A 21,026-nucleotide genomic window follows, 5' to 3' on the forward strand; every position below is an offset into this window, starting at 1 on the left:
ACTTCTTTCGATGGTCTGCGATTGGCGGCCAGTGCGGCACGCCAGAGTCTTGACTTATTCTTGCCCCAAACAAATTTGCCTCAACCCCAACAAATCCGTGTCAACCAAGGGACTCGACTATCTAGGGTACCAAGTCGCACCTGCAAGATGGCATGCTGGCACAGTGACCAGCAAAACAACTGTGAAAACGTTGCTCATCCTCGGCGCGTCCGGGGACCTTACAGGCAGGCTGCTCCTCCCGGGACTGGCAGGGCTTATAGCCACGGGTCGGGCGCCCGGGTTGCGACTGGTGGGGGCCGGGTCCGACCCCTGGACGCCGGAGCAATGGCAGGAACGCGTCCATGGAGCATTTGCGGCTGCGTCAAAGACCGCCGATGCAAATGGACGCAACGCCTTGGCAGCTGTGGCCGGATCCACCGAATACCACCGAGTGGATGTCACTACCGACGGGCCCTTGGCGGACCTCTTGGCACGCCTGGAGGGACCCATAGCCATCTATTTCGCCCTGCCGCCCCACATCAGCCAGAAAGCGTGTGAAGTCCTCCGTCGCGAGCAAATGCCCGCCGGCACCCGCCTGGTGATGGAAAAGCCCTTCGGTTCCGGAAGCGAATCTGCACGCGAACTCAACCAAACGCTGGCCACTCTCGTGCCTGAGGACCACATCCACCGAATGGACCACTTCCTGGGCAAGGCCACTGTCCTGAATATCCTCGGCTTGCGGTTCGCCAACCGATTCCTTGAGCCTGTGTGGAACCGCGACCACATCGAAAAGGTGGAAATCGTCTTTGACGAGGACCTCGCCCTTGAAGGACGGGCCCGTTATTACGACGGCGCCGGTGCGTTGCGTGACATGATCCAGAGCCATTTGCTGCACATCATGGCGTTCATCGCCATCGACGCGCCAGCCAGCATCAATGAACGTGACCTCCGCGACGCCGTGGCTACGGTCTTGAGGGCCAGCAGTATCAAAGCCCCTTACCGCGATTCAACGCGGCGGGCGCGCTACACGGCAGGAACGCTCGGGGAACGGACAGTGCCGGATTACACCGCCGAGGAAGGCGTTGACCCCTCACGCAACACCGAGACACTCGCCGAAGTCCGGGTGGACATTGATAACTGGCGGTGGGAGGGAGTTCCCTTCCTCCTGCGCTCCGGCAAGGCCTTGGGGCGCCGGAGGAAGGAAGCCGTGATCACCTTCCGGCCAGTACCGCACCTGCCCACCGGCTTCTCCGGCGTGGACTCCCCCAACCAACTCCGGATTGGGTTCGGGCCAGACACCCTCCAACTCGACGTCGATGTCAACGGTCCAGGCGACATCTTCGCCTTGGACCGGGCCAGCCTCGTCGCAGAGCTGTACGCGACAGACATGCTTCCGTACGGTGAAGTACTTGAAGGCGTACTCACGGGCGATCCCTTGCTCTCCGTCCGGGGCGACACAGCCGAGGACTGCTGGCGGATCATTGAGCCCGTCCTTCGGGCTTGGGAACGGGATACAGTCCCCTTGGAGGAGTACGACGCCGGTGGCGCCGGGCCGGCGGACTGGCCCACCGCCGTCGTGGGTTAGGCCGGGCGGCGACCCTCATAGGGCGTTAGGAAACCGTCCAGACATGAAGCGGGCCGGATACCTGAGAGGTATCCGGCCCGCTTTATTTATTAGGACTTAGATAGCGGCAGCGCCGCGCTCCCCGGTCCTTACTCGAACTGCTTCGTAAACATCCACGGTCCAGACCTTGCCGTCTCCGGCCCGGCCGGTGTTCGAGCTTGCGATCAGGACATCCAGGATATCGTCTGCTTGCTCGTCCGTGGCAAGAACCTCAATGCGAATCTTTGGCAACAGGTCCACGTTGTATTCGGCGCCGCGGTACACCTCGGTGTAGCCACGTTGCCGGCCGTAGCCGCTTGCTGCGCTGACCGTCAAGCCTTGGACGCCGTACGCTTCCAGGCCTTCCCGGACTGCTTCAAGCTTTTCCGGGCGGACAATCGCTGTGATGAGCTTCATGCCTGGACACTCTCCTTGCCTTCTGCGGGCGTCTTGGCTGCTGCGGACTCAGACTTTCCGGTCATGGCCTCGTGCAGCGGCTGGAAGCTGCCACCGTGGCCATTGACACCGAACTCGTAGGCCGTTTCGGCGTGGAGGCTGAGGTCAACACCCACGTTCTCCTGCTCCGTGGAGACCCTGAAGCCCATGGTCTTGTGAATGGCAATGGCGATTATGGCTGTCATGACTGCCGAGAAGGCAATTGCGACTCCGGCAGCTGCGAGCTGGGCCCACATCTGGGTCATACCGCCACCGTAGAAGAGACCACCGGCAGTGACGCCTTCACTTGGGGTGGCGATGAAGCCCAATGCCACGGTGCCGATGATGCCCGACACGAGGTGGACGCCGACAACATCCAGGGAGTCATCGAAGCCCCAGCGGAACTTCAAGCCGACTGCCAGGGCTGAAGCGACACCGGCTACAACACCGAGTCCAAGGGCACCCACCGGGCTGACATTGGCGCAAGCGGGAGTGATGGCAACCAGGCCCGCAACTACACCGGACGCTGCCCCCAATGAAGTCGGGTGCCCATCGCGGATGCGTTCGGTGACGAGCCAGGCGATCATGGCGGCGGCGGGGGCCGCCAGCGTGTTGATCCAGATGAGGCCAGCCTGTTCAGCAGTGGCTGCTGCACCGCCGTTGAAGCCGAACCAACCGAACCAGAGGATGGCTGCACCAAGCATGACGAACGGAATGTTGTGCGGGCGGTGGTTCGGGTCCTTGCCGAAGCCGCGGCGGTTACCAATGATCAGAACGAGGACGAGTGCTGCAACACCTGCGTTGATGTGTACGACGGTGCCGCCTGCGAAGTCAATGGCCGGGCCGAGGGCCTTGCCGATGGCTCCTTCAGCGCCGAACAAGCCGCCACCCCACACCATGTACGCCAGCGGCGCGTAGACGAGGGTGACCCACACTGGAACGAAGAGGCTCCAGGCGCCAAACTTGGCGCGGTCTGCGATGGCACCGCTGATAAGGGCAACCGTAATGATGGCGAAGGTGGCCGCATAGCCGACCTTGATCAAACCATCGGGAGTGCTGATGCCTTCAAGGCCGAAGGTGGCAAACGGATTGCCCACGATCTCCATGAAGCCTTCGCCGGAGCTCATCGACGAGCCCCACAGCACCCAGACAACACCCACGATGCCGATGGAGATGAAGCTCATCATCATCATGTTCAGTGCTGCCTTGGCGCGCGTCATGCCGCCGTAGAAGAATGCCAAACCGGGAGTCATGAACAGCACGAGTGCCGCCGCCACCATGACCCATACGTGACCTGCGGTAAGTTCCATGGTGCACGTTCCTCTCTTGCTAGATCTGCGGTTCAACCGCGGTCTGACGCCGTTTTGCGTCCTGCTTAAGATTTTTGTGCCACCGTGTTTCGCCTGCGCAGGTTTTACATTGCGGGCTCGTTACAACAACCTCCCCAACGTAAATGGTGCATATCCCCGTTGTTACGGATATGTTTCATGCGTCACACTTCCCCGAAAACAGCCAGAATTTGAAGGACCCGCACCGCATGACTGAACAGCCCCGATCCGTTGAAGAGCCAAGGATCAGGCCGGAGAAGGAACCACTGCCCCGCGACATCAAGGTGATGTTGGCCGCAGCCTTCCTGATTGCGCTGGGCTTCGGTCTTGTAGCGCCGGTGCTCCCGCAATTTGCCACTACCTTCGACGTCGGTGCCACCGCTGCCGCCGTCATTGTCAGCATCTTCGCTTTTATGCGCCTGGTCTTTGCGCCGGCAGGGGGCTCCCTCATCGGTCGCTTCGGCGAGCGGAACGTGTATGTATCCGGCCTACTGATCGTTGCCGTTTCCACTGCCGCCTGCGCCTTCGCCCAGAATTATTGGCAGCTGCTGATTTTCCGGGGCCTCGGCGGAGCGGGGTCCGTAATGTTTACAGTCGCCGCCATGGGACTGCTCATCCGTTTGGCGCCACCTGAACGAAGAGGCCGGGTGTCGGGCGCGTACGCGTCGGCTTTTCTGATTGGCAGTGTCCTCGGCCCGGTTGTTGGTGGCCTGCTGGCAGGCTTTGGCCTTCGGGTACCGTTCCTTGCCTACGCGGCGGCCTTGCTCGTTGCGGCGCTTGTAGTCCGCACGATGCTCAGCGGCGAGGGCACCTCAGCCCAGGATGGCAGCCCTGCCCCACCCATGACGCTGAAGGAGGCGGTGACGGATTCCGCCTACCGGGCTGCAGTGTTTTCCAGCTTCGGCAATGGCTGGGTGACTTTTGGCGTCCGCATGGCAACCATCCCGCTCTTTGCCGTCGCGGCACTTCACTCGCGGCCGGAGACGGCGGCGTGGGCCTTGGCCGTCTTTGCCGTAGGCAATGCCACAGCTTTGACGTTCTCGGGACGCCTCGCCGACGCCTGGGGAAGGAAGCCCCTGCTGATTTCGGGCCTTGTCATCACTGGCCTCGCCACCGGTGTCATCGGGTGGACGACGGACCTTCCGGCATTCTTCGCCGCTTCCGCTGTGGCAGGCTTCGGTTCCGGTCTGTTGGGCCCCGCGCAACAGGCCGCGGTCGCTGATGTCATTGGCCGGGGCCGCTCCGGCGGAAAAGTACTGGCGATTTTCCAGATGGCCGCAGACACGGGCGCCATCATCGGGCCCGTTGTAGCCGGCATCCTCGCCGATCGCTTCGGCTACGGGCTTGCGTTTGCCGTCACGGGCGGCGTGCTGCTGCTCACCGCCGCTGGCTGGCTGTTGGCGCGGGAACCGCTTAAAAGCAAAAGTGACTGGCAATAGTGGTTGGTTAGAGCGCTTCGAAAACAACCACTATTGCCAGTCAGTTGGGCGATTGCGCTAGTTAAGAAGGGCGTCCACGAAGCCCTCGGCTTCGAACGGTGCGAGGTCGTCCGGACCTTCGCCGAGACCGATGAGCTTGACGGGCACACCCAGCGACTTCTGGATAGCCACCACAATGCCGCCCTTCGCTGTGCCATCCAATTTGGTGAGCACAATACCTGTGATGTTGACCACCTCGGCAAAGACGCGTGCTTGGTTCAGGCCATTCTGGCCCGTGGTGGCGTCAAGGACCAGTAGGACCTCGTCCACTTCAGCCAGTTTTTCGATGACACGCTTGACCTTGCCGAGTTCGTCCATCAGGCCGGTCTTGTTCTGCAGGCGCCCAGCGGTATCCACCATCACGACGTCGACCTCCTGGTCGATGCCGGCCTTGACGGCTTCGTAGGCAACAGAGGCGGGGTCGGCGCCGTCGATGTCGGACTTGACGGTGGGTACGCCAACACGTTGGCCCCACGTGGCCAACTGCTCAGCAGCTGCTGCGCGGAAAGTGTCCGCAGCACCGAGCAGCACGTCCTTGTCCTCGGCCACGAGCACGCGCGCCAGTTTGCCCACGGTTGTGGTTTTGCCCACGCCGTTGACACCAACAACAAGCACGACGGCGGGTCGGTCAGCTTTGCGCTCGACGTTGAGGGAACGGTCCATGGTGGGATCCACGAGCTTGATGAGTTCTTCACGGAGCATGTCTTTGACATGCTCGGGGCTGCGGGTACCCAGCACCTTGACGCGTTCCCGGAGTGCATCGACCAACTGCATGGTGGGCTCGGTGCCAAGATCGGCGAGGAGCAGCGTCTCCTCAACCTCGTCCCACACGTTCTCGTCGATTTTGTCCCCGGACAGCAGAGCCAGCAGACCCTTGCCCAGAATGTTGTTCGATTTCACCAAACGGGCACGGAGGCGGGTCAGGCGCCCTTCCACAGGCGCCGGCGTCTCTACAGCGATGGTCTCCAACCCGGCGGCATCATCCGGAACATCAGCACCTTCGACTCTTCCGTCGAAAGTTGGGGCAGGAGGTGCGATTACGGCATCCGGTCGGTCCTCCACAAGGGTTCCGCTGCCTGCGGCCGATGACTGAGCGGGGTCATTGGCATCCCGCGTTCCAGGGTAGTTGGCGCCGGACTTCCGGGCCTTCATCAGTACCGGCACCAGCCCGCCGACCACGACGAGCGCAGCGACAATGGAAAGAATTATGGGTAGGAAATCGTTCACTCCCCTACCTTCTCATAAAGCTATGCCCCGGCACCGAGCCGTTGGCTGATGACGGTGGACACCCCGTCGCCGCGCATCGTGACGCCGTAAAGGGCATCGGCCACTTCCATGGTGCGCTTCTGGTGTGTGATGACGATCAACTGGCTGGACTCCCGGAGCTCTTCGAAGATCGTGATGAGCCGGCCCAGGTTGGTGTCGTCCAAGGCCGCTTCCACTTCGTCCATGACGTAAAACGGCGACGGCCTGGCTTTGAAGATCGCCACCAGCAGTGCCACAGCGGTGAGTGAACGTTCGCCGCCGGAGAGCAGGGACAATCTCTTGATCTTCTTACCTGCCGGCCGGGCTTCGACCTCGATGCCAGTGGTCAACATGTCGTTTGGATCCGTCAGGACCAGCCTGCCCTCGCCTCCTGGGAAGAGCCGCGCGAAGACGCGGTCAAACTGGGCCGAAGTATCGGCAAAGGCTTCGGTGAAGACCTGCTGGACGCGGTTATCCACTTCCTTGATGATGTCCAGCAAGTCCTTCCGGCTGGACTTGAGGTCCTCCAGCTGCGAACTGAGGAACTGGTGACGCTCCTCAAGGGCGGCAAACTCTTCCAGGGCCAGAGGGTTGACCTTTCCCAGTGCCGCCAGTTCCCGCTCAGCCTTTTTGAGCCGTTTCTCCTGCTCCGCCCGGTCAAAGGGAATTCCTTCCACCAGCGGTGCACCCGTTTCGTCCACAGGCGCACGGAGTTCCGCCCACTTGTCAGTGGTTGCGCCGGCTGGCTGAGGGACAAGTTGATCCGGGCCGTAATCTGCAACGAGTTGTTCGGCCGATAGCCCGAGTTCCTCGATAGAACGGGCCTCCAACGCCTCGATTCGAAGACGCTGTTGGGTCCTGGCCATCTCGTCCTTGTGCACGGAGTCGGTAAGTTCGGCGAGTTCCTTTGCGAGGTCATCGTTTCCGGAACGCACGCCGGACAGTTCCTTCTCCAGTTGCTCACGCGCTTGCTCGGCAAGGTCGCGTTCATGGCCGGCGAGATCCACTGAGATATCGATGAATCGAAGCACCTGCTCAACTGCCGACACCACTGCACCAGCACGTTGGGCTTGGGCGCGCCGCCTCTGCGCCCGGCGGGCGGCCTCTTCACGGGCCCGCCGCTCTGTGGCTGCTGCACGTTCCAGGGAGGCAGCCCGGCCAGCGATGGCCCCCACTTGTTCTTCGGCGGTGCGAAGGGCCAGCCGAGCGTCCATTTCGTTGGAACGGGCCAACCGCGCCTGCGCCGCGAGTTCATCCCGCTGGTCCGTGGATGGCTCCTCATCCGGAGCTTCCTGGGCGGCGGCGAGCCGCTCAGCCGCAACTTCAAGGTCCAACCGGGCTTCTGCAATATTCGCTTCTGCACGCGCCAGTGAAGCCTCCAGGCGTTCGCTTTCACCCACCGCACTGCGAAGAAGTGAGTTCAAGTGCCCCAGGCGCTCTGCCACGGCAGCAAGGCGGGCATCGGATTCATGCAGCCTTTCCAATGCCGCATCAGCCCGGTCCTGGGCTTCGGCGCGACGAGCTTCAGCGCCAGCCAGGGCAAACCGTCCCCGCTCCAAGCGTGCCGTAACTTCGTGGAGCCCGGCCACGGCGTCGTCCACTGCTGCCTGGATCTCCAGCAGGGAGGGCGCCGTGGCTGAACCGCCCTGGACCGTCAGTGCAGTGAAGACGTCGCCTGCACGGGTGACCACCTTGATTTCCGGGTGTCCACCAATCAGCGCTGCCGCACCTGCCGTATCATCGACGACGGCGATCCCAGCCAGCAGGGCCAGGGCACCCTGGGCAGCTGGTTCCGTGACCTTAAGGACGTCCACTGCCCATCTGCTGCCAGCCGGCAGCTCCAAGGGGAACGCCGCTTCACCAGCCCCGCGGCCGACGTCGGCCAAGAGCAACGCAGCCCTGCCGGCGTCGTCCTCTTTCAACTGTTGGATCGCGGCGACGGCGACAGTGGAGTCCCCGACCACGAGGGCGTCCGATGCAGAGCCCAGTGCCGCTGCTATCGCGGCCTCATAACCGGGCTCAATAGCCAGCATCCCGGCAAGGGGCCCCAGAATGCCCTGGACATCGCCGGAAAGCAGATGCTCCGAGCCGTCCTTGCGATTCAGCCCCAAAAGAAGTGCATCGCGGCGGGCGGTCAGGGCATCCCGCTGGCGAAGTGCTTCCCTTTCTGCGGATTTCAGCTCTTCGATCTCCGCCAGCACGGCGTCCAGGGCCTCGGTGGCATTCTCGTACTCGGCGTCAAGACTCTCTTCGCCATCTTCAACCCCTGCAACCTGCGATTCGAGTGCTGCGAATTCGCTCTGGGCGTGGCGGCGTCGCTCGTTGCCCGCGGCCAGTGATTCGCGGAGGCGGCCACGCTCGGCCTCCGCCGCTTCTGCCCTGGAGCGTGCCGCCGCGACCTGGCCCGCGAGCCTGGCGAGTCCTTCACGACGGTCTGCCGCTGCCCTTAGCATGGCCGTCAGCCGTTTGTCCTCGGCGGCTGCGAGCGCCTCCGCAGAATCCTTAGCCACTGTTGCTTCCAGGAGGGCGGCCTGCTTGGCGAGGATGTCATGTTCCAAGGCGGCCTGTTCGCCGCGGGCCTTCGCCGCCTGGCGTTCCAGTTGTTCGGGGTCCCGGCCCGAGTCCGGCACAGCTTCTGAGGAGCCCAACAGCCGGCGACGCTCGGCTGCGAGGGAGCCCAGCGAGCGGAGCCGCTCACGGCCTGCAGACAGCTGGTACCAGTTGTCCCGTGCTGCGTTGAGCCGGGGGGTTGCTTCCGCTGCTTGCTGTTCCAATGCGGCCTGGCGTCGCCGGCCGTGGCCCAGTTCAGACTCGACCACCTGGCGGCGTTCCTTGAGGGCGGCTTCGTCTGCGACGTCCTGTTCCAGGCTCGATGTCAGTGCAACGATGTCGTCGGCGAGGAGGCGTGCGCGGGCATCCCTGACATCGAACTGGACTGTTTGTGCACGTCGGGCGATTTCTGCCTGCTTGCCCAGGGGTGTTAGTTGGCGGCGGATCTCTGCGGTGAGGTCGCCAAGCCGGGCAAGGTTGGCCTGCATGGCTTCGAGCTTGCGGACGGTTTTTTCCTTGCGGCGGCGGTGCTTGAGGATCCCGGCTGCTTCCTCGATGAAACCGCGGCGGTCTTCGGGCGTCGCGTGTAGCACGCGGTCCAGTTGGCCTTGGCCCACTATCACGTGCATCTCGCGTCCCAGTCCTGAATCGGACAAAAGCTCCTGGATGTCCAGGAGCCGGCACGGCGCACCGTTGATGGCGTATTCGGAGCCACCTGTCCGGAACAATGTCCGGGAAATGGTGACTTCGCTGTACTCAATGGGAAGCGCGTTGTCCGCGTTGTCGATGGTCAGGGAAACGTGCGCCCGCCCCAAAGGAGGCCTGCCGGACGTGCCGGCAAAGATGACATCTTCCATCTTTCCACCGCGCAGCGTCTTGGCACCTTGCTCCCCCATCACCCATGCCAAGGCATCCACGACGTTGGACTTACCCGAGCCGTTCGGACCGACGACGGCGGTGACGCCGGGCTCGAAGTCGAACGTCGTGGCCGACGCAAACGACTTGAATCCGCGGACAGTCAGACTTTTCAAATGCAAGGCGGTTCGGTTCTCCTGGGTGGCCTGTTGTCAGCCCTTGGGGGCGGCTGTATCTCCCTAAATCTACTGCCGTTTGGCCGAAATCCATGGATCTGTAACGGGAAAGCCTTGCGGCAAGGATGCCGCGCCCCTACACTCCTGCCAAGGGTTACTTGGCGGATTCGCTCCGGTGATCCGGCTTTGACCTGAAGGTCCCTCGGGTAAAGGCTGGATACGGTCCAGATATTCGGAAACGATCATCCAAGTGCAGGACCCATATTCCATAACTGAAGATCTTGGTTTGACCCTGGCTGGGGAGCGGCAAGCAGGGACCGTGCGCTAAACGCGGACCCATATTCGCAATTGGCGTACCACTCCAGGAGTTCTGATGACCGGTCCTTCAGCTACCCGACCACAGCAAGTCCTCAAAGGCTTCCTCTTGCCTTTGGTGATTGCCATGGTTGCAGCTTTGCTGCCTCTTACTGCCCCGGCGGCCGTCGCAGCGGGACCTTGCGACCCCGGTATGAACCCCGTGGTGTGTGAAAACTCCAAAGCCGGAAGTCCACCTTCAGAGTGGGACATAGCCGGCGCCGGGGATGCCGGGATACAGGGATTTTCCACGGAGATCAGTGTCAACGCCGGGCAGCCGATCAAGTTTAAGATCGATACGAACGCCGCCAACTACACGATCGCCATCTACCGCACAGGCTGGTACGGCGGGAACGGCGCCCGGAAGATTGCCGATGTGACACCCTCGGTACTGCGACAGAACCAACCCCAATGCATCAGCGATCTGACCACCGAACTCTATGACTGCGGCAACTGGGCCGTTTCAGCTACCTGGCAGGTTCCGTCGACAGCCGTCTCGGGCATTTACATAGCTCTTCTCACACGGCCTGACAACGGAGACCAGAGCCACATCACGTTCATTGTGCGAAACGATGGCAACCATTCCGACGTCGTCTTCCAGACCTCAGACACCACGTGGCAGGCGTACAACGGTTATGGCGGTTCCAACTTCTACCAGGGCGCGGCCAACGGCCGGGCCTACAAACTCAGTTACAACCGTCCCATGGATACCCGTGGCGGGATCGGCGGGCGGGACTTCTACTTCGCCAATGAGTATCCGATGGTCCGCTTCCTGGAGCAGAACGGGTACGACGTCAGCTACATAAGTGGTCTGGATACCGACCGCAGCGGCGCCCAGTTGCTTAACCACAAGGTCTTCCTGTCAGTGGGCCACGATGAATACTGGTCCGGCCCCCAACGCGCCGCCGTCACCGCGGCCAGGGACGCGGGGGTAAACCTGCAGTTCCTCTCCGGCAATGAGATGTACTGGCGCACGCGTTTCGAGGCCTCGACGGTTGACGGGGGCGCTGGCCGCACTTTGACCTGCTACAAGGAGACGTGGGCCAACACCAAGAGCGACCCAAGCACCCAATGGACTGGTACGTGGCGGGACCCACGGTTTGCTTCGCAAAGTGCTGGCGCAGGCTTACCGGAAAACGGGCTTACCGGGACTCTCTATATGTCCAACTACACCGATCTCCCCGTAACCGTATCCGCAGAGGAAGGGAAGACGAGGCTGTGGCGAAATACTTCCCTGACTTCGCTGCCTGCAGGTTCCTCGGCTGCTTTGGCCCCCCACACCATCGGATATGAGTCCAACGAGGACCTGGACAATGGTTTCAGGCCGGCAGGGCTGATCCAGCTGTCCACCACAGTTGGGGACGTTGATCAGTACCTGCAGGATTTCGGCAACACGGTCAAACCGGGCCGCACAACACACCACCTGACTCTGTACCGTGCCCCCAGTGGTGCCTTGGTGTTCTCTGCCGGCAGCGTCCAGTGGACCTGGGGCCTGGACCAGGAACATGATGGCGGCGGCGCAGCGGCCGATCCCCGGATGCGGCAGGCCCAAGTCAACCTGCTCGCAGACATGGGTGCTCAACCCGCTACACGGGCAGCCGGCATAGCCGCCGCAACGGCCAGCACGGATCTGACCGGGCCAACCGTCACCATTGCCGCACCAGCCAACGCTGCCACCATCGCCCACGGAACAAGCGTCACCGTATCCGGTACTGCTTCAGACACCGGCGGCGGCGTTGTGGCCGGCGTCGAGGTGTCAACCGACGGTGGCGCGACGTGGCACCCGGCACAAGGGAAGCAAAACTGGACCTACAACTACATCCAGAAAGGCCTCTCATCGGCCACTGTCCAGGTACGGGCCATCGATGACAGCGCCAACATTGGTGCCACGTCCACCCGGAACCTCACAATCACCGGCCCCTACAGCGTCTTTGGCCAGACTGTCCCCGCCATCCAGGACGCCGGCGACGCCGGGGCCTATGAACTCGGACTGCGGTTCTCACCAACCGTAGATGGTTTCGTCACGGGTGTGAGGTTCTTCAAGAGCCAGGCCAATACAGGAACGCACATCGGTTCACTCTGGAGCAGCTCCGGCGAGCGCCTGGCCACGGCCACTTTCACCAACGAAACAACCTCCGGCTGGCAGCAAGTCCTCTTCAGCCAAGCCGTCCCTGTGGCAGCAGGCCAAACGTACACAGTTTCTTACTGGGATCCGAACGGCCACTATGCCAGCAAGGAATACCAGTGGGCCTACAGCGGTTCAACGGAAGCACCGTTAACAGTTGCCGGCGGCTTCGGTGCCCAGCCTGCGGGCGTCTACAGCGGATCGGGATTCCCGATCGCCAGCCACAACGGCGGCCACTACTTCGTTGACGCTCTTTTCAGCACGGTTGACACCACGCCGATGACGGTTTCCGGACAAAATCCTTACCCGTCCTCTTCCAGCGTTTCCGTCAATACCAAGGTCAGTGCCGTGTTCTCCAAACCAGTCACTGCATCCAGCGTCCAGCTGACGTTGAAGTCCGCCTCCGGGACCGTGGCGGGCACCACCGCGTACGACTCCGCTACGCGTCGGGCGACGTTCACGCCATCATCTGCCTTGGCTTTCAGCACGACGTACACGGCGACCCTCGCCGGCACCGATTCGATCGGCGGATCGGTAACTGCCGGCGGAACCTGGTCCTTCACGACGGCGGCAACCCTGCCGGTCGCCGGGGATTGCCCGTGCAGTCTCTTCGATGACAGCGTTACCCCTGGAATCGCCGAGATCCGGGACGGAGTTCCACTAACGCTTGGCGTGCGTTTCTACAGCGTCAGGGCCGGCGAGGTCACCGGCGTCAGGTTCTATAAGTCGGCCGGCAACACGGGCACCCACAATGGGGCCCTGTACACCGCGGCCGGACAACAATTGGCGACAGTAACCTTCGCCAATGAGAGTGCTTCCGGATGGCAAACAGCGATCTTCGGCCAGCCTGTCCAGATCGCTGCCAACACGCAATACATCGTCTCCTACACATCGCTGACCGGCACATACTCGGCCACCACAAATGGCTTCGGTTCGGGCATGAGTGTTGGGCCCTTGCGGACAGACTCGGATGCTGGTGCTTACACGTACAGCGGAGGCTTCCCCGCTTCCAGTTCAACCGCCAGCTATCTGGTTGACGTGGTCGCCATGATTCCACCGCCCGCCTTCACGGCAAGCGCACAGTCGCCTTTGCCCGGCGCATCCAGTGTCCCGCTGGACACCAAGGTCAGCGCCGTACTGTCCGAAGCAGCCACACCGTCAAGCGTCACGCTTGGAGTGAAAGCAGCCAGTGGCGCCGCCGTAGCCGGAACAACGAGCTATGACCAAACAACGCGCCAGGTGACGTTCACCCCCGCCTCGCCTCTCGCCGCGGGTACGTCATTCACGGCCACTCTGGCTGCAACATCGTCTGCCTCCGGGCAGCAGTTGACTGGTGGCACTTGGACCTTCACGACGGTTCCAGCCCCTCGTGTTCCGGGCTCGTGCCCCTGCACCCTGTACCAGGACAGCGTCACACCGACGACTGCCGAGGTTGATGATGGTACACCGCTGACGCTGGGCGTCCGCTTCTCCAGCGACACTGCAGGCCAGGTGACGGGCATCCGCTTCTACAAGTCCGCTGGAAACACCGGAACGCATACGGGTTCGCTGTACTCCAGCGCCGGGCAGCTCCTTGCATCGGTCACGTTTACCAACGAGTCCAGTATGGGTTGGCAGACAGCAACCTTCAGCCAACCAGTTAATATTGCCGCTGACACTGAATACGTTGTTGCGTACAAGTCTCCGACCGGCAAGTACTCCTACACCGCCAACGGCTTCGGCGAGGGTCTCACCAGCGGACCCCTGCGAACCGCGTCAGACGCAGGCGCGTACTCTTACAGCAGCGATTTCCCGAACGTGCCCTCCACGGCAAGTTATCTGGTGGACCTGGTGCTCACGGTGCCGGAACCTCCACTGACGGTCACGGCCCAGGTGCCGGCACCGGGCGCTACGGGCATCCCTGCCGACGTCAAACCCTCGATAACGCTCTCCGCTGCTATTCGATCCGGGGCATCGATGGCGTTGACTGCCAATGGCGCGTCTGTAGCGGGAACCACCGCGTTGTCAGCAGACAGCAAGACCGTGACGTTTACCCCGACAACGGCCCTGCCCAGCAGCGCGTCAGTATCCGTCAGCGTGACGAACGTGGTTTCGCAACAGGGGCAAACCCTGCCGCCAACCAGCTGGCAGTTCACTACAGCCAGCCCCACCGTGCAACAGTCCACCATCTTTGGGTCGCTCCTACCGCAAGTGGCCTCCGCTTCGGAAACGAAAGCGGTGGAACTGGGGACCGCATTCAGCGTCTCCCAGGCAGGCAACGTGACAGGCATTCGTTTCTATAAAGGCACCGGGAACACCGGTACCCATGTTGGGTCGCTGTGGAACGCGGCCGGCACCCGCCTGGCACAAGTGACCTTCGTCAACGAGACAGCAACCGGATGGCAAACAGCCACACTGTCCACACCAGTGGCACTGGCTACAGGTCAGAGGTATGTAGTCTCCTACCGGGCACCCAATGGCAGGTACTCCTACACCACCGGCTTCTTCAACCAAACGTGGACCAGTGGCGTCTTCACGGCTTCCGGTCCCGATAATGGCGTGTATCGGTACGGTGCCTCTGGGACAATGCCAAACAATTCCTGGAATGCCACGAACTACTTTGTAGACGTGGTCTACTCCATCCAATCCGGCGGCTAGGTCCGCCTCCGAACTGCTGGCGTCCGGCCCCCTGAACTCCAGGGCCGGACGTCGGCATTTAACGTCAGCAAACAAGCTTCAACGCAACGCGTACTCACCGGCCAGGCTTATTCACCGGACCAAGTCTTCAACGCACCATGTCTTCAGCGGACTACGCTCGGCGACCACGCATGGGGGATAAACAGGCTTGGCTGTGACGCGGTATCCGTTGCCAGCTTCCAGATATTGCTGTCACCTGGGGTATTTTCGTCGGCCAATCCGTAAAGGACGTTTTGATTGTCCAACCATTCAATCTGGTCATCCACGCTTCGCTTCTCGGGCAGGACGGTTTCCTGTCCGGTAGCGAGGTCAAGGACAGCGACATTCCAATGCGCAGTCAACGTCCCGCCGTCGTTCTTCTTGTAGGCGATTCGCGTGCCGTCAGGAGAGATGGAAGGGCACTCGACGTTATCGTGGACCGCAGTCAGGGTCTTGGCCGACAAACTGCCACGAACAAGCCAGATCCGCCCGGCGGAAGCCGCAGTCGCGTAGAAGACGTCGCTTTGCCCAGGCGCAAAGGTGACCCCCCAGATGTTTCTGTCCGTGGCCTGCAAGCGCTCGCCGTTGACTATCAGGGCGAAGTCCTCCAGATTCCCCGAACCACCTGAACCAGCCGCCGTGAAGTTGATTTCAGTCGCGGTGGAGAACCCTGCTGTGGCATACGAGTGGCCGGTAACGAACACAGTTGTTGCAATCATGGATCCGTCTGGACTGGTTCGCGTCCGGCTCGGTATTCCCGGCAGGGGCCATGCCCGCTGCTGCTGCCAGTCTCTATTAAGGACGGCCGCTTCGAAGGCAGTCACAATCCCCCGGTTCGTCCTGAGGCAAACCACTGTAACGGCAGTTCCGTAGACCCTGTCACAGGCCTGTTCGCTGACAGCACGCGTGCCGCCAGGGTTCGAGAGCGGCACCGTGGCCGCATTACCGTACCCCTGTCCGCCTGCCGTGTTCCGGAACAGGACGAAGGGGACACCAGGCAGTGGCTGGCCCGCAGTAACACCCACAGAGGGCGCAGCCGTACGGCTCTCCTCGAAACGCTGATAGGCGCCAACCGCATAAATGCCCGCTGCCGCAAGCACCAGCAATGTGACTGCCAGGAGAATGCCCCAACGCAGTTTCCCTCCCGTGAGGGTGCTCATCATGCGTTGACCGGCTTTGGCTTGGCTCCAGGCAGAATGAAGACGACCGCAACCACGGCGCATGCCAACAACGCTCCGGCTGCAACCATGGCTGTGGAGGCTCCTACTGCGTACCAGAGAACGCCAAAGCCGGCCGCGGCCGTCATCCGGCTCAACGCAACCACAGTCTGTGCAGAGGCGATACCTGTGGCAAGCTTCCCTGGTGGAGTCAACTGGCTGGCCAGTGCCGCCAGCACACCGTCAGTGGCTGCGTAGAACCCGCCAAGAAGGATCAGGCAACCCAGGGTGCTCCATAAGCCACCGAACGGGGCCGCCGCCAGCAAGTAGCAGGCAAGCAGCGCGATGTGGCCGCCCACGAAGACCGGCACCCTGCCCACCCTGTCAGCCAGCCGCCCCAGCGGAATCGCAAACGCAAGGAACACGATGTTGGTGCCGACGAAAAGCAACGGAAACCACTGCACGGCGAAGGAGTCCCGGTCCTGCAACACGAGGTAGATGAAACCGTCACCAATGGTCAGCAAGCCAAGGAGACCCGCAGAGATCAGTAACCTTCCCAGGCCTGGCTCCCGCAGGTGGCTCCACGAGAACGCGAAGAGCCGGCGTCGCTGCTTCGGGAGGACGGCTGTTTGCCCTGCGCCTTCGATCCCCTTGAGGCCTTCGATCCCCTTGAGCCTATCCGCCCGCAGGTCCGGCACCACCAGCCCCAGAACTGCAACGCCGATAACCGCAAAGGCCAGGGACACCACAAAAACGGTGCTGAAGCCATTGGGGATCATGAGCAGCACTAGGAAGGCAATCATCGGCCCCGCAGCCGCCCCGATGTTGTCCAGCATCCTGTGTACGCCAAAGGAACGGGCCAGGTGTTCCGGTTGCGCTGAAACAGTGATCAGCGCGTCGCGTGGCGCCGTGCGAATGCCTTTGCCGATCCTGTCCCCGGTCACAATCGCGGCTACCGCCCAGAACCCTCCTGCGAAAAGGAAACCTATCCTGGCGAGCATGGACAACCCGTAACCAGCCAATGCGATGCGTTTTGGGTGTCCGCTGCGGTCCGCAGCCCAGCCCGCGGCGATCCTGACAAGTGCGCTCGCGCCCTGGTTGATGCCGTCGATGAATCCGAAGGCGATGGTCGAAAGGCCCAGGAATCCTGTCACATACAGCGGGAGGATTGCCGTCACAGACTCTGAGGACACATCCGTCACCATGCTGACAAGGCCTAGCCACAGGATGACCGGAGACAAACGAAACGGCACCTCGCTGGATAGTGCCGTTGTGGCTCCCCGGGGTTTTTCCCGTTTGCCACCGCTGCGATCCGAAAGTGAGATGTACATAGGTGCCCCTAGTCCGCCGTCGTGTGCAGGCTGCCCAAAAGCTGGAAGCGTGAAACGCCGGTTCCAGTCACCGAAACTGACACCGTCACCGTGTCCGTACCGCGCACGAACCTCGCGGCCACAGCTCCGTCCGGTGCGGGCGCATCCTCGGACCAGAAGCCTTGCCCGACCAACGACTGGCGGAAGGCTCCCAGAACCTCCTCCTGAGACGTGCCCACGACTCCGTCCGCCGTCAGCTGCAGGACGTTGCCCGAAGTGGAAATACTGGTGGAGCCCACGGTAGTCCCGGCCGGCATGGTCACAACGCTGCTGGGCCAGCCCTCTACCAGTGAGCCCTTCGCTGTGGCGGATTTCGGCAATGGACCAGTGATGAGTGGGGCCGGTGCAGACGGCACCGGGAGCCCGGTGGGTGTGGCTGTCACAGGAGGCAGGACCTCCAGCGGCTTGGCTGTTGTTCCACCGTCGCCTGAACCGTCCGCTGGACTGCTTGCCGAACTGCCTGACGTCGGACCGCCCGACGTCGGACTGCCGGAGGGAGGCGCACTGGCGCTGCCGGAAGCGTTGCCGTTCGACGGATCCCCGCCAGGACCCGACGATACGGAGCTCTGGGCCGTTGCCGGTCCGGGTTTCGAAGCCATCTGGTCCAGCACGAGGGCTACCGCGGCGATGAGGACGGCGAGGCAGATGCCCGCGATCACCAAGCGCCGCGCCATCATGGCTTGCCCGTACTTGCCGCGCCGCCGAGGAGCTCGTTGGCCTTCGCCTCAAGCCCGTCGTCGACGAAATCGTAAATGAACGATGCCAGCCAAATCACCACGGTCGCGGCGATCCAGCCCAAGATGCCGTTGATGGTGAAACCGTTCGAAAAGATGCTTGTTACCACAAGAATTGCCAGGGTGGCCAGGAGTCCCGCAGCCATCGTCACTGCCTTGCTGAGGACCCGCTTACGCCCGTCTGCCCGCTGCGCGTGGCGGCGGTGGAACATGGCCAGGATCAAGGGCTTGACCAAAAGCGTGGCCGCCGTGAACACCACGACGGCCCAAAGAAACCCGGCTCCCAAACGGACCCCAGGAAGAACTGACGCCACCCACAACGTGATGGCGTTGAAAACCAGTGCGATGGCGATCCGAACCGCCAAGCTTTTCATGGGGACAGTCTGCCATTGCGATCCGGATTCCGGAACAGTTTTGGCCCTACCAACGCCCATTTCGCGGCCGTGGCTGGCAAACCGGACACGTGTAGGACGAGCGGTTCATGAATTGCTCACGTTTGATGATGCTGTGCAAGCCTGCTGCCTCGCAACGGCTGCACAACTCGCCTGCGCGTCCGTAGGCGTTGAGAGAGCGGGCGAAGTATCCCGAATCGCCGTTGACGTTGACATATAAGGAGTCAAAGCTCGTGCCTCCGGCAGCCAACGCCGCATACATGACCTCTTGTGCGGCCTGCACAAGCCGGGCGGCATCACGGCGCCGCAACGTGTCGGTAGGTCTTGCGTAATGGAGGCGGGCGCGCCACAGGGCCTCGTCAGCATAGATGTTGCCGATCCCGGAAATCACCGACTGGTCCAGCAATGCCCGCTTCAGGCCTGTTTTTCGGCTCTTTACTTTGCGATAGAAGGTGTCAAAGGAAAAGCAAGGGTCCAGCGGGTCCCTGGCAATGTGGGAGGCTTCCTCGGCGATTTCGGGCAGGGGCGTCTCTCCCAAACCTCCAGGGCCGCCGTCGGAAGTTGGCACCAGGGACGTCACGAACAGGCCACCGAAAATGCGCTGGTCCACGAATCGCAGTTGCTCCGGCATGCCGTCCTCCGGGCTGAGGCAGATTCTGACTTTGAGATGCTTCTCGTCAGGGACATGGGGGTCCTGCATGAGCAATTGTCCGCTCATCCCCAGATGAGCCATGAGCGCTACCTTGGGCAGCGTGCTGTCAACGGAACCCAGGGTGTCCATGGCGAGCGGCATCCAAAGAAACTTACCGCGCCGGACGACGTCCATTACCGTGGCGTGCTCAAGATTCCCGATGAAGTCCTCGGTGCCGAGGCCATGCCTGCGGATGGAGCGGGCGTCAAGGACGTCAACCGCGGTGATCGTACGGCCACGGACCCAGCGGGCCAGGCCACGGCGAACCACTTCTACTTCGGGAAGTTCAGGCATTGGGTCTGTGGACTCGGCTTCAGGCGGAAGCGGGTCCGGCCGGAGCTTGGTCCAGCGCAGTCAGGGCGCGCCAAGCGTCAGCGGCAGCTTCCTGCTCGGCTTCCTTCTTCGAATGGCCAGCGCCGCGACCATAAGGAGTCCCACCAATGTTCAGGACAGCCTCGAATGTACGAGCATGATCCGGGCCCGAGCCTTCCACGGCATAGTGGATTGCTCCGAGTTGGCGGCTGGCGGTCAGTTCCTGGATGCTCGTTTTCCAATCGGTGCCGGCTCCAAGGGCGCCGGCGTCCTTCAGGAGCGGGCCCACAAGGCGCATCACCAGCTGGCGTGCCGTTTCGATGTCGTTGGAGAGGTAGGTGGCGCCAATGAGCGCTTCCATGGTATCCGCGAGGATCGAGGCCTTGTTCTTGCCGTCGGTGAGCTTCTCGCCCTGTCCGAGGTAGATGAACTCGCCCACACCAAGCTCGCGACCAATTCCTGCGAGGGCGCGCGTGCTCACGACGGCGGATCGCCGCTTTGCGAGCTCACCTTCAGGCAGCGCTGGGTTCTCGCGGTAAAGCGAATCGGTCACAGAGAACCCCAGAATGGAGTCGCCGAGGAACTCGAGACGCTCATTGGTGGGAATCCCACCGTTCTCATACGCATATGAGCGATGTGTCAGAGCAAGACGAAGCGTCTCGGTGTCAATGGAGACACCGAGACGCTTCAGAAGCTCTTCAGTTGAAGACATCCTTTGTCAGCCTATTGGGCAGATTAGGCGTCTGCTACCTTGCGGCCCTTGTATTCAAGGAACAGCGCGGTGCCGGCAGAGTCAGTGACGACCTTTGCCTGGTGCGGCAGGCTGTAAGTAACCTGACCGTTTTCGATGGTCTTGACCAAGTTGGGGGCAGTTGCCTTCCACTGGGCACGGCGGGCGCGTGTGTTTGCGCGAGACATTTTCCGCTTGGGAACAGCCACGGCTATCTCATTTCTCTCTTAGTCCAACACTTACTAATCAGTTTGCCGGTCAGTCTTAGCCAGATCAGCTAGGGCAGCCCAGCGAGGGTCAATGACCTCGTGGTGGTGCCCCGGCTCGTCTTCCAGGCGTACTCCACATTCGGAGCAAAGGCCCTGGCAGTCTTCCCGGCACACCGGCTGGAACGGCAGCATAGTGACAACTGCGTCCCGCAACACCGGCTCAAGATCGATCAGATCGTGCTCGACTCGACGTTGCTCTTCATCGTCTTCTTCGTCCGAAAGCTCGACGCCTTCATAGAAGAAAAGTTCTTGCACATTGACTTCAAGGTCATACGCAAGGGGATCCAGGCATCGACCGCATTCGCCGGTTACTTCGACGATTACGGATCCTGATACCAGAATTCCTTCGTGTACGGCCTCAAGGCGAAGATCCAACTCGACATCCGAGCCTTCCTTCACGCCAATGAGCGCCACACCAAGGTCACTTGGCGCAGGTACATGTTCGTTGAGTGTCCGCATGGTCCCTGGACTGCGTCCAAGGTCCTTGACTACCAGCGCCAAGGGCGAACTTGCATCTCGCTTAATGAGAACTCCTGTAGAACATATGACCGACGTACCATCTTAGCCTGATCAAGCCTGAGGACTCAA

General features: G+C 61.9%; 15 protein-coding genes. 3 read left to right on the forward strand and 12 right to left on the reverse strand.

Going from position 1 to position 21,026, the window contains the following annotated elements; all coding sequences use genetic code 11:
* Positions 1-163 precede the first annotated feature (163 nt).
* Positions 164-1,564 (forward strand): glucose-6-phosphate dehydrogenase, encoded by a 1,401-nt coding sequence (locus LDN90_RS15725; protein WP_223946308.1) that lies wholly within the window; start codon positions 164-166, stop codon positions 1,562-1,564.
* 96 nt (positions 1,565-1,660) lie between these two features.
* On the opposite strand, the gene LDN90_RS15730 is transcribed toward LDN90_RS15725, so the two are convergent.
* A complete protein-coding gene (locus tag LDN90_RS15730) occupies positions 1,661-1,999 on the reverse strand; it encodes a P-II family nitrogen regulator (RefSeq protein ID WP_017199639.1) in 339 nt (112 codons plus the stop codon).
* On the reverse strand, positions 1,996-3,327 hold the full coding sequence (locus LDN90_RS15735; protein WP_216923853.1) for an ammonium transporter: 1,332 nt from the start codon (positions 3,325-3,327) through the stop codon (positions 1,996-1,998). Before LDN90_RS15735 ends, LDN90_RS15730 begins: the two co-directional genes overlap by 4 nt.
* 227 nt (positions 3,328-3,554) lie before the next feature.
* On the opposite strand from LDN90_RS15735, the gene LDN90_RS15740 reads away from it, so the two are divergent.
* Positions 3,555-4,784, forward strand: coding sequence for an MFS transporter (locus LDN90_RS15740; protein WP_223946309.1), 1,230 nt, complete (start codon positions 3,555-3,557; stop codon positions 4,782-4,784).
* 57 nt (positions 4,785-4,841) lie between these two features.
* Here LDN90_RS15740 and ftsY read toward each other — a convergent pair whose 3' ends face one another.
* Both ftsY and smc read right to left on the reverse strand, forming a co-directional pair.
* On the reverse strand, positions 4,842-6,050 hold the full coding sequence (ftsY, locus tag LDN90_RS15745; protein WP_216923855.1) for a signal recognition particle-docking protein FtsY: 1,209 nt from the start codon (positions 6,048-6,050) through the stop codon (positions 4,842-4,844).
* Positions 6,051-6,070: 20 nt separating this feature from the next.
* A complete protein-coding gene (gene smc, locus LDN90_RS15750; protein WP_223946310.1) occupies positions 6,071-9,655 on the reverse strand; it encodes a chromosome segregation protein SMC in 3,585 nt (1,194 codons plus the stop codon).
* A 367-nt stretch (positions 9,656-10,022) separates the two neighbouring features.
* Between smc and LDN90_RS15755 the strand changes: the two genes are divergently transcribed.
* Complete coding sequence (locus LDN90_RS15755; RefSeq protein WP_223946311.1) at positions 10,023-14,765, forward strand: DUF4082 domain-containing protein; 4,743 nt, start codon at positions 10,023-10,025, stop codon at positions 14,763-14,765.
* Between the two features lie 143 nt (positions 14,766-14,908).
* Here LDN90_RS15755 and LDN90_RS15760 read toward each other — a convergent pair whose 3' ends face one another.
* Genes LDN90_RS15760 through LDN90_RS15795 form a run of 8 tightly spaced genes read right to left on the reverse strand, consistent with a single transcriptional unit; the run spans position 14,909 to position 20,939 of the window.
* Positions 14,909-15,946 carry a hypothetical protein gene (locus LDN90_RS15760; protein ID WP_216923858.1) on the reverse strand — a complete coding sequence of 346 codons (1,038 nt, stop codon included), beginning with the start codon at positions 15,944-15,946 and terminating at the stop codon, positions 14,909-14,911.
* Positions 15,943-17,271 carry an MFS transporter gene (locus LDN90_RS15765; RefSeq protein WP_223946312.1) on the reverse strand — a complete coding sequence of 443 codons (1,329 nt, stop codon included), beginning with the start codon at positions 17,269-17,271 and terminating at the stop codon, positions 15,943-15,945. Before LDN90_RS15765 ends, LDN90_RS15760 begins: the two co-directional genes overlap by 4 nt.
* An 8-nt stretch (positions 17,272-17,279) precedes the next feature.
* Complete coding sequence (locus LDN90_RS15770) at positions 17,280-17,987, reverse strand: hypothetical protein (protein ID WP_216923859.1); 708 nt, start codon at positions 17,985-17,987, stop codon at positions 17,280-17,282.
* Positions 17,984-18,418, reverse strand: a complete 435-nt coding sequence (locus LDN90_RS15775) for a hypothetical protein (RefSeq protein ID WP_216923860.1) — start codon at positions 18,416-18,418, stop codon at positions 17,984-17,986. The genes LDN90_RS15770 and LDN90_RS15775 overlap by 4 nt, the downstream gene beginning before the upstream one ends.
* Before the next feature lie 46 nt (positions 18,419-18,464).
* Complete coding sequence (gene mutM, locus LDN90_RS15780; protein ID WP_223946313.1) at positions 18,465-19,421, reverse strand: bifunctional DNA-formamidopyrimidine glycosylase/DNA-(apurinic or apyrimidinic site) lyase; 957 nt, start codon at positions 19,419-19,421, stop codon at positions 18,465-18,467.
* A gap of 19 nt (positions 19,422-19,440) precedes the next feature.
* Positions 19,441-20,151, reverse strand: coding sequence for a ribonuclease III (gene rnc, locus LDN90_RS15785; protein ID WP_216923862.1), 711 nt, complete (start codon positions 20,149-20,151; stop codon positions 19,441-19,443).
* A 23-nt stretch (positions 20,152-20,174) separates the two neighbouring features.
* A complete protein-coding gene (rpmF, locus tag LDN90_RS15790) occupies positions 20,175-20,378 on the reverse strand; it encodes a 50S ribosomal protein L32 (RefSeq protein ID WP_011775139.1) in 204 nt (67 codons plus the stop codon).
* 33 nt (positions 20,379-20,411) lie between these two features.
* Positions 20,412-20,939 (reverse strand): DUF177 domain-containing protein, encoded by a 528-nt coding sequence (locus tag LDN90_RS15795; RefSeq protein WP_216923863.1) that lies wholly within the window; start codon positions 20,937-20,939, stop codon positions 20,412-20,414.
* Positions 20,940-21,026 lie beyond the last annotated feature (87 nt).

The organism is Arthrobacter sp. NtRootA1 (genome assembly GCF_019976975.1).
Taxonomy (GTDB): Bacteria; Actinomycetota; Actinomycetes; order Actinomycetales; family Micrococcaceae; genus Arthrobacter; species Arthrobacter aromaticivorans.

Excerpts from the sequence above, each read along its gene's own strand:
- LDN90_RS15730 (WP_017199639.1), bottom strand. The coding sequence starts at position 1,999 with ATGAAGCTCATCACAGCGATTGTCCGCCCGGAAAAGCTTGAAGCAGTC.
- LDN90_RS15735 (WP_216923853.1), bottom strand. The coding sequence starts at position 3,327 with ATGGAACTTACCGCAGGTCACGTATGGGTCATGGTGGCGGCGGCACTC.
- LDN90_RS15740 (WP_223946309.1), top strand. The coding sequence starts at position 3,555 with ATGACTGAACAGCCCCGATCCGTTGAAGAGCCAAGGATCAGGCCGGAG.
- LDN90_RS15755 (WP_223946311.1), top strand. The coding sequence starts at position 10,023 with ATGACCGGTCCTTCAGCTACCCGACCACAGCAAGTCCTCAAAGGCTTC.
- LDN90_RS15760 (WP_216923858.1), bottom strand. The coding sequence starts at position 15,946 with ATGATGAGCACCCTCACGGGAGGGAAACTGCGTTGGGGCATTCTCCTG.
- LDN90_RS15765 (WP_223946312.1), bottom strand. The coding sequence starts at position 17,271 with ATGTACATCTCACTTTCGGATCGCAGCGGTGGCAAACGGGAAAAACCC.
- LDN90_RS15770 (WP_216923859.1), bottom strand. The coding sequence starts at position 17,987 with ATGATGGCGCGGCGCTTGGTGATCGCGGGCATCTGCCTCGCCGTCCTC.
- LDN90_RS15775 (WP_216923860.1), bottom strand. The coding sequence starts at position 18,418 with ATGAAAAGCTTGGCGGTTCGGATCGCCATCGCACTGGTTTTCAACGCC.
- mutM (WP_223946313.1), bottom strand. The coding sequence starts at position 19,421 with ATGCCTGAACTTCCCGAAGTAGAAGTGGTTCGCCGTGGCCTGGCCCGC.
- rnc (WP_216923862.1), bottom strand. The coding sequence starts at position 20,151 with ATGTCTTCAACTGAAGAGCTTCTGAAGCGTCTCGGTGTCTCCATTGAC.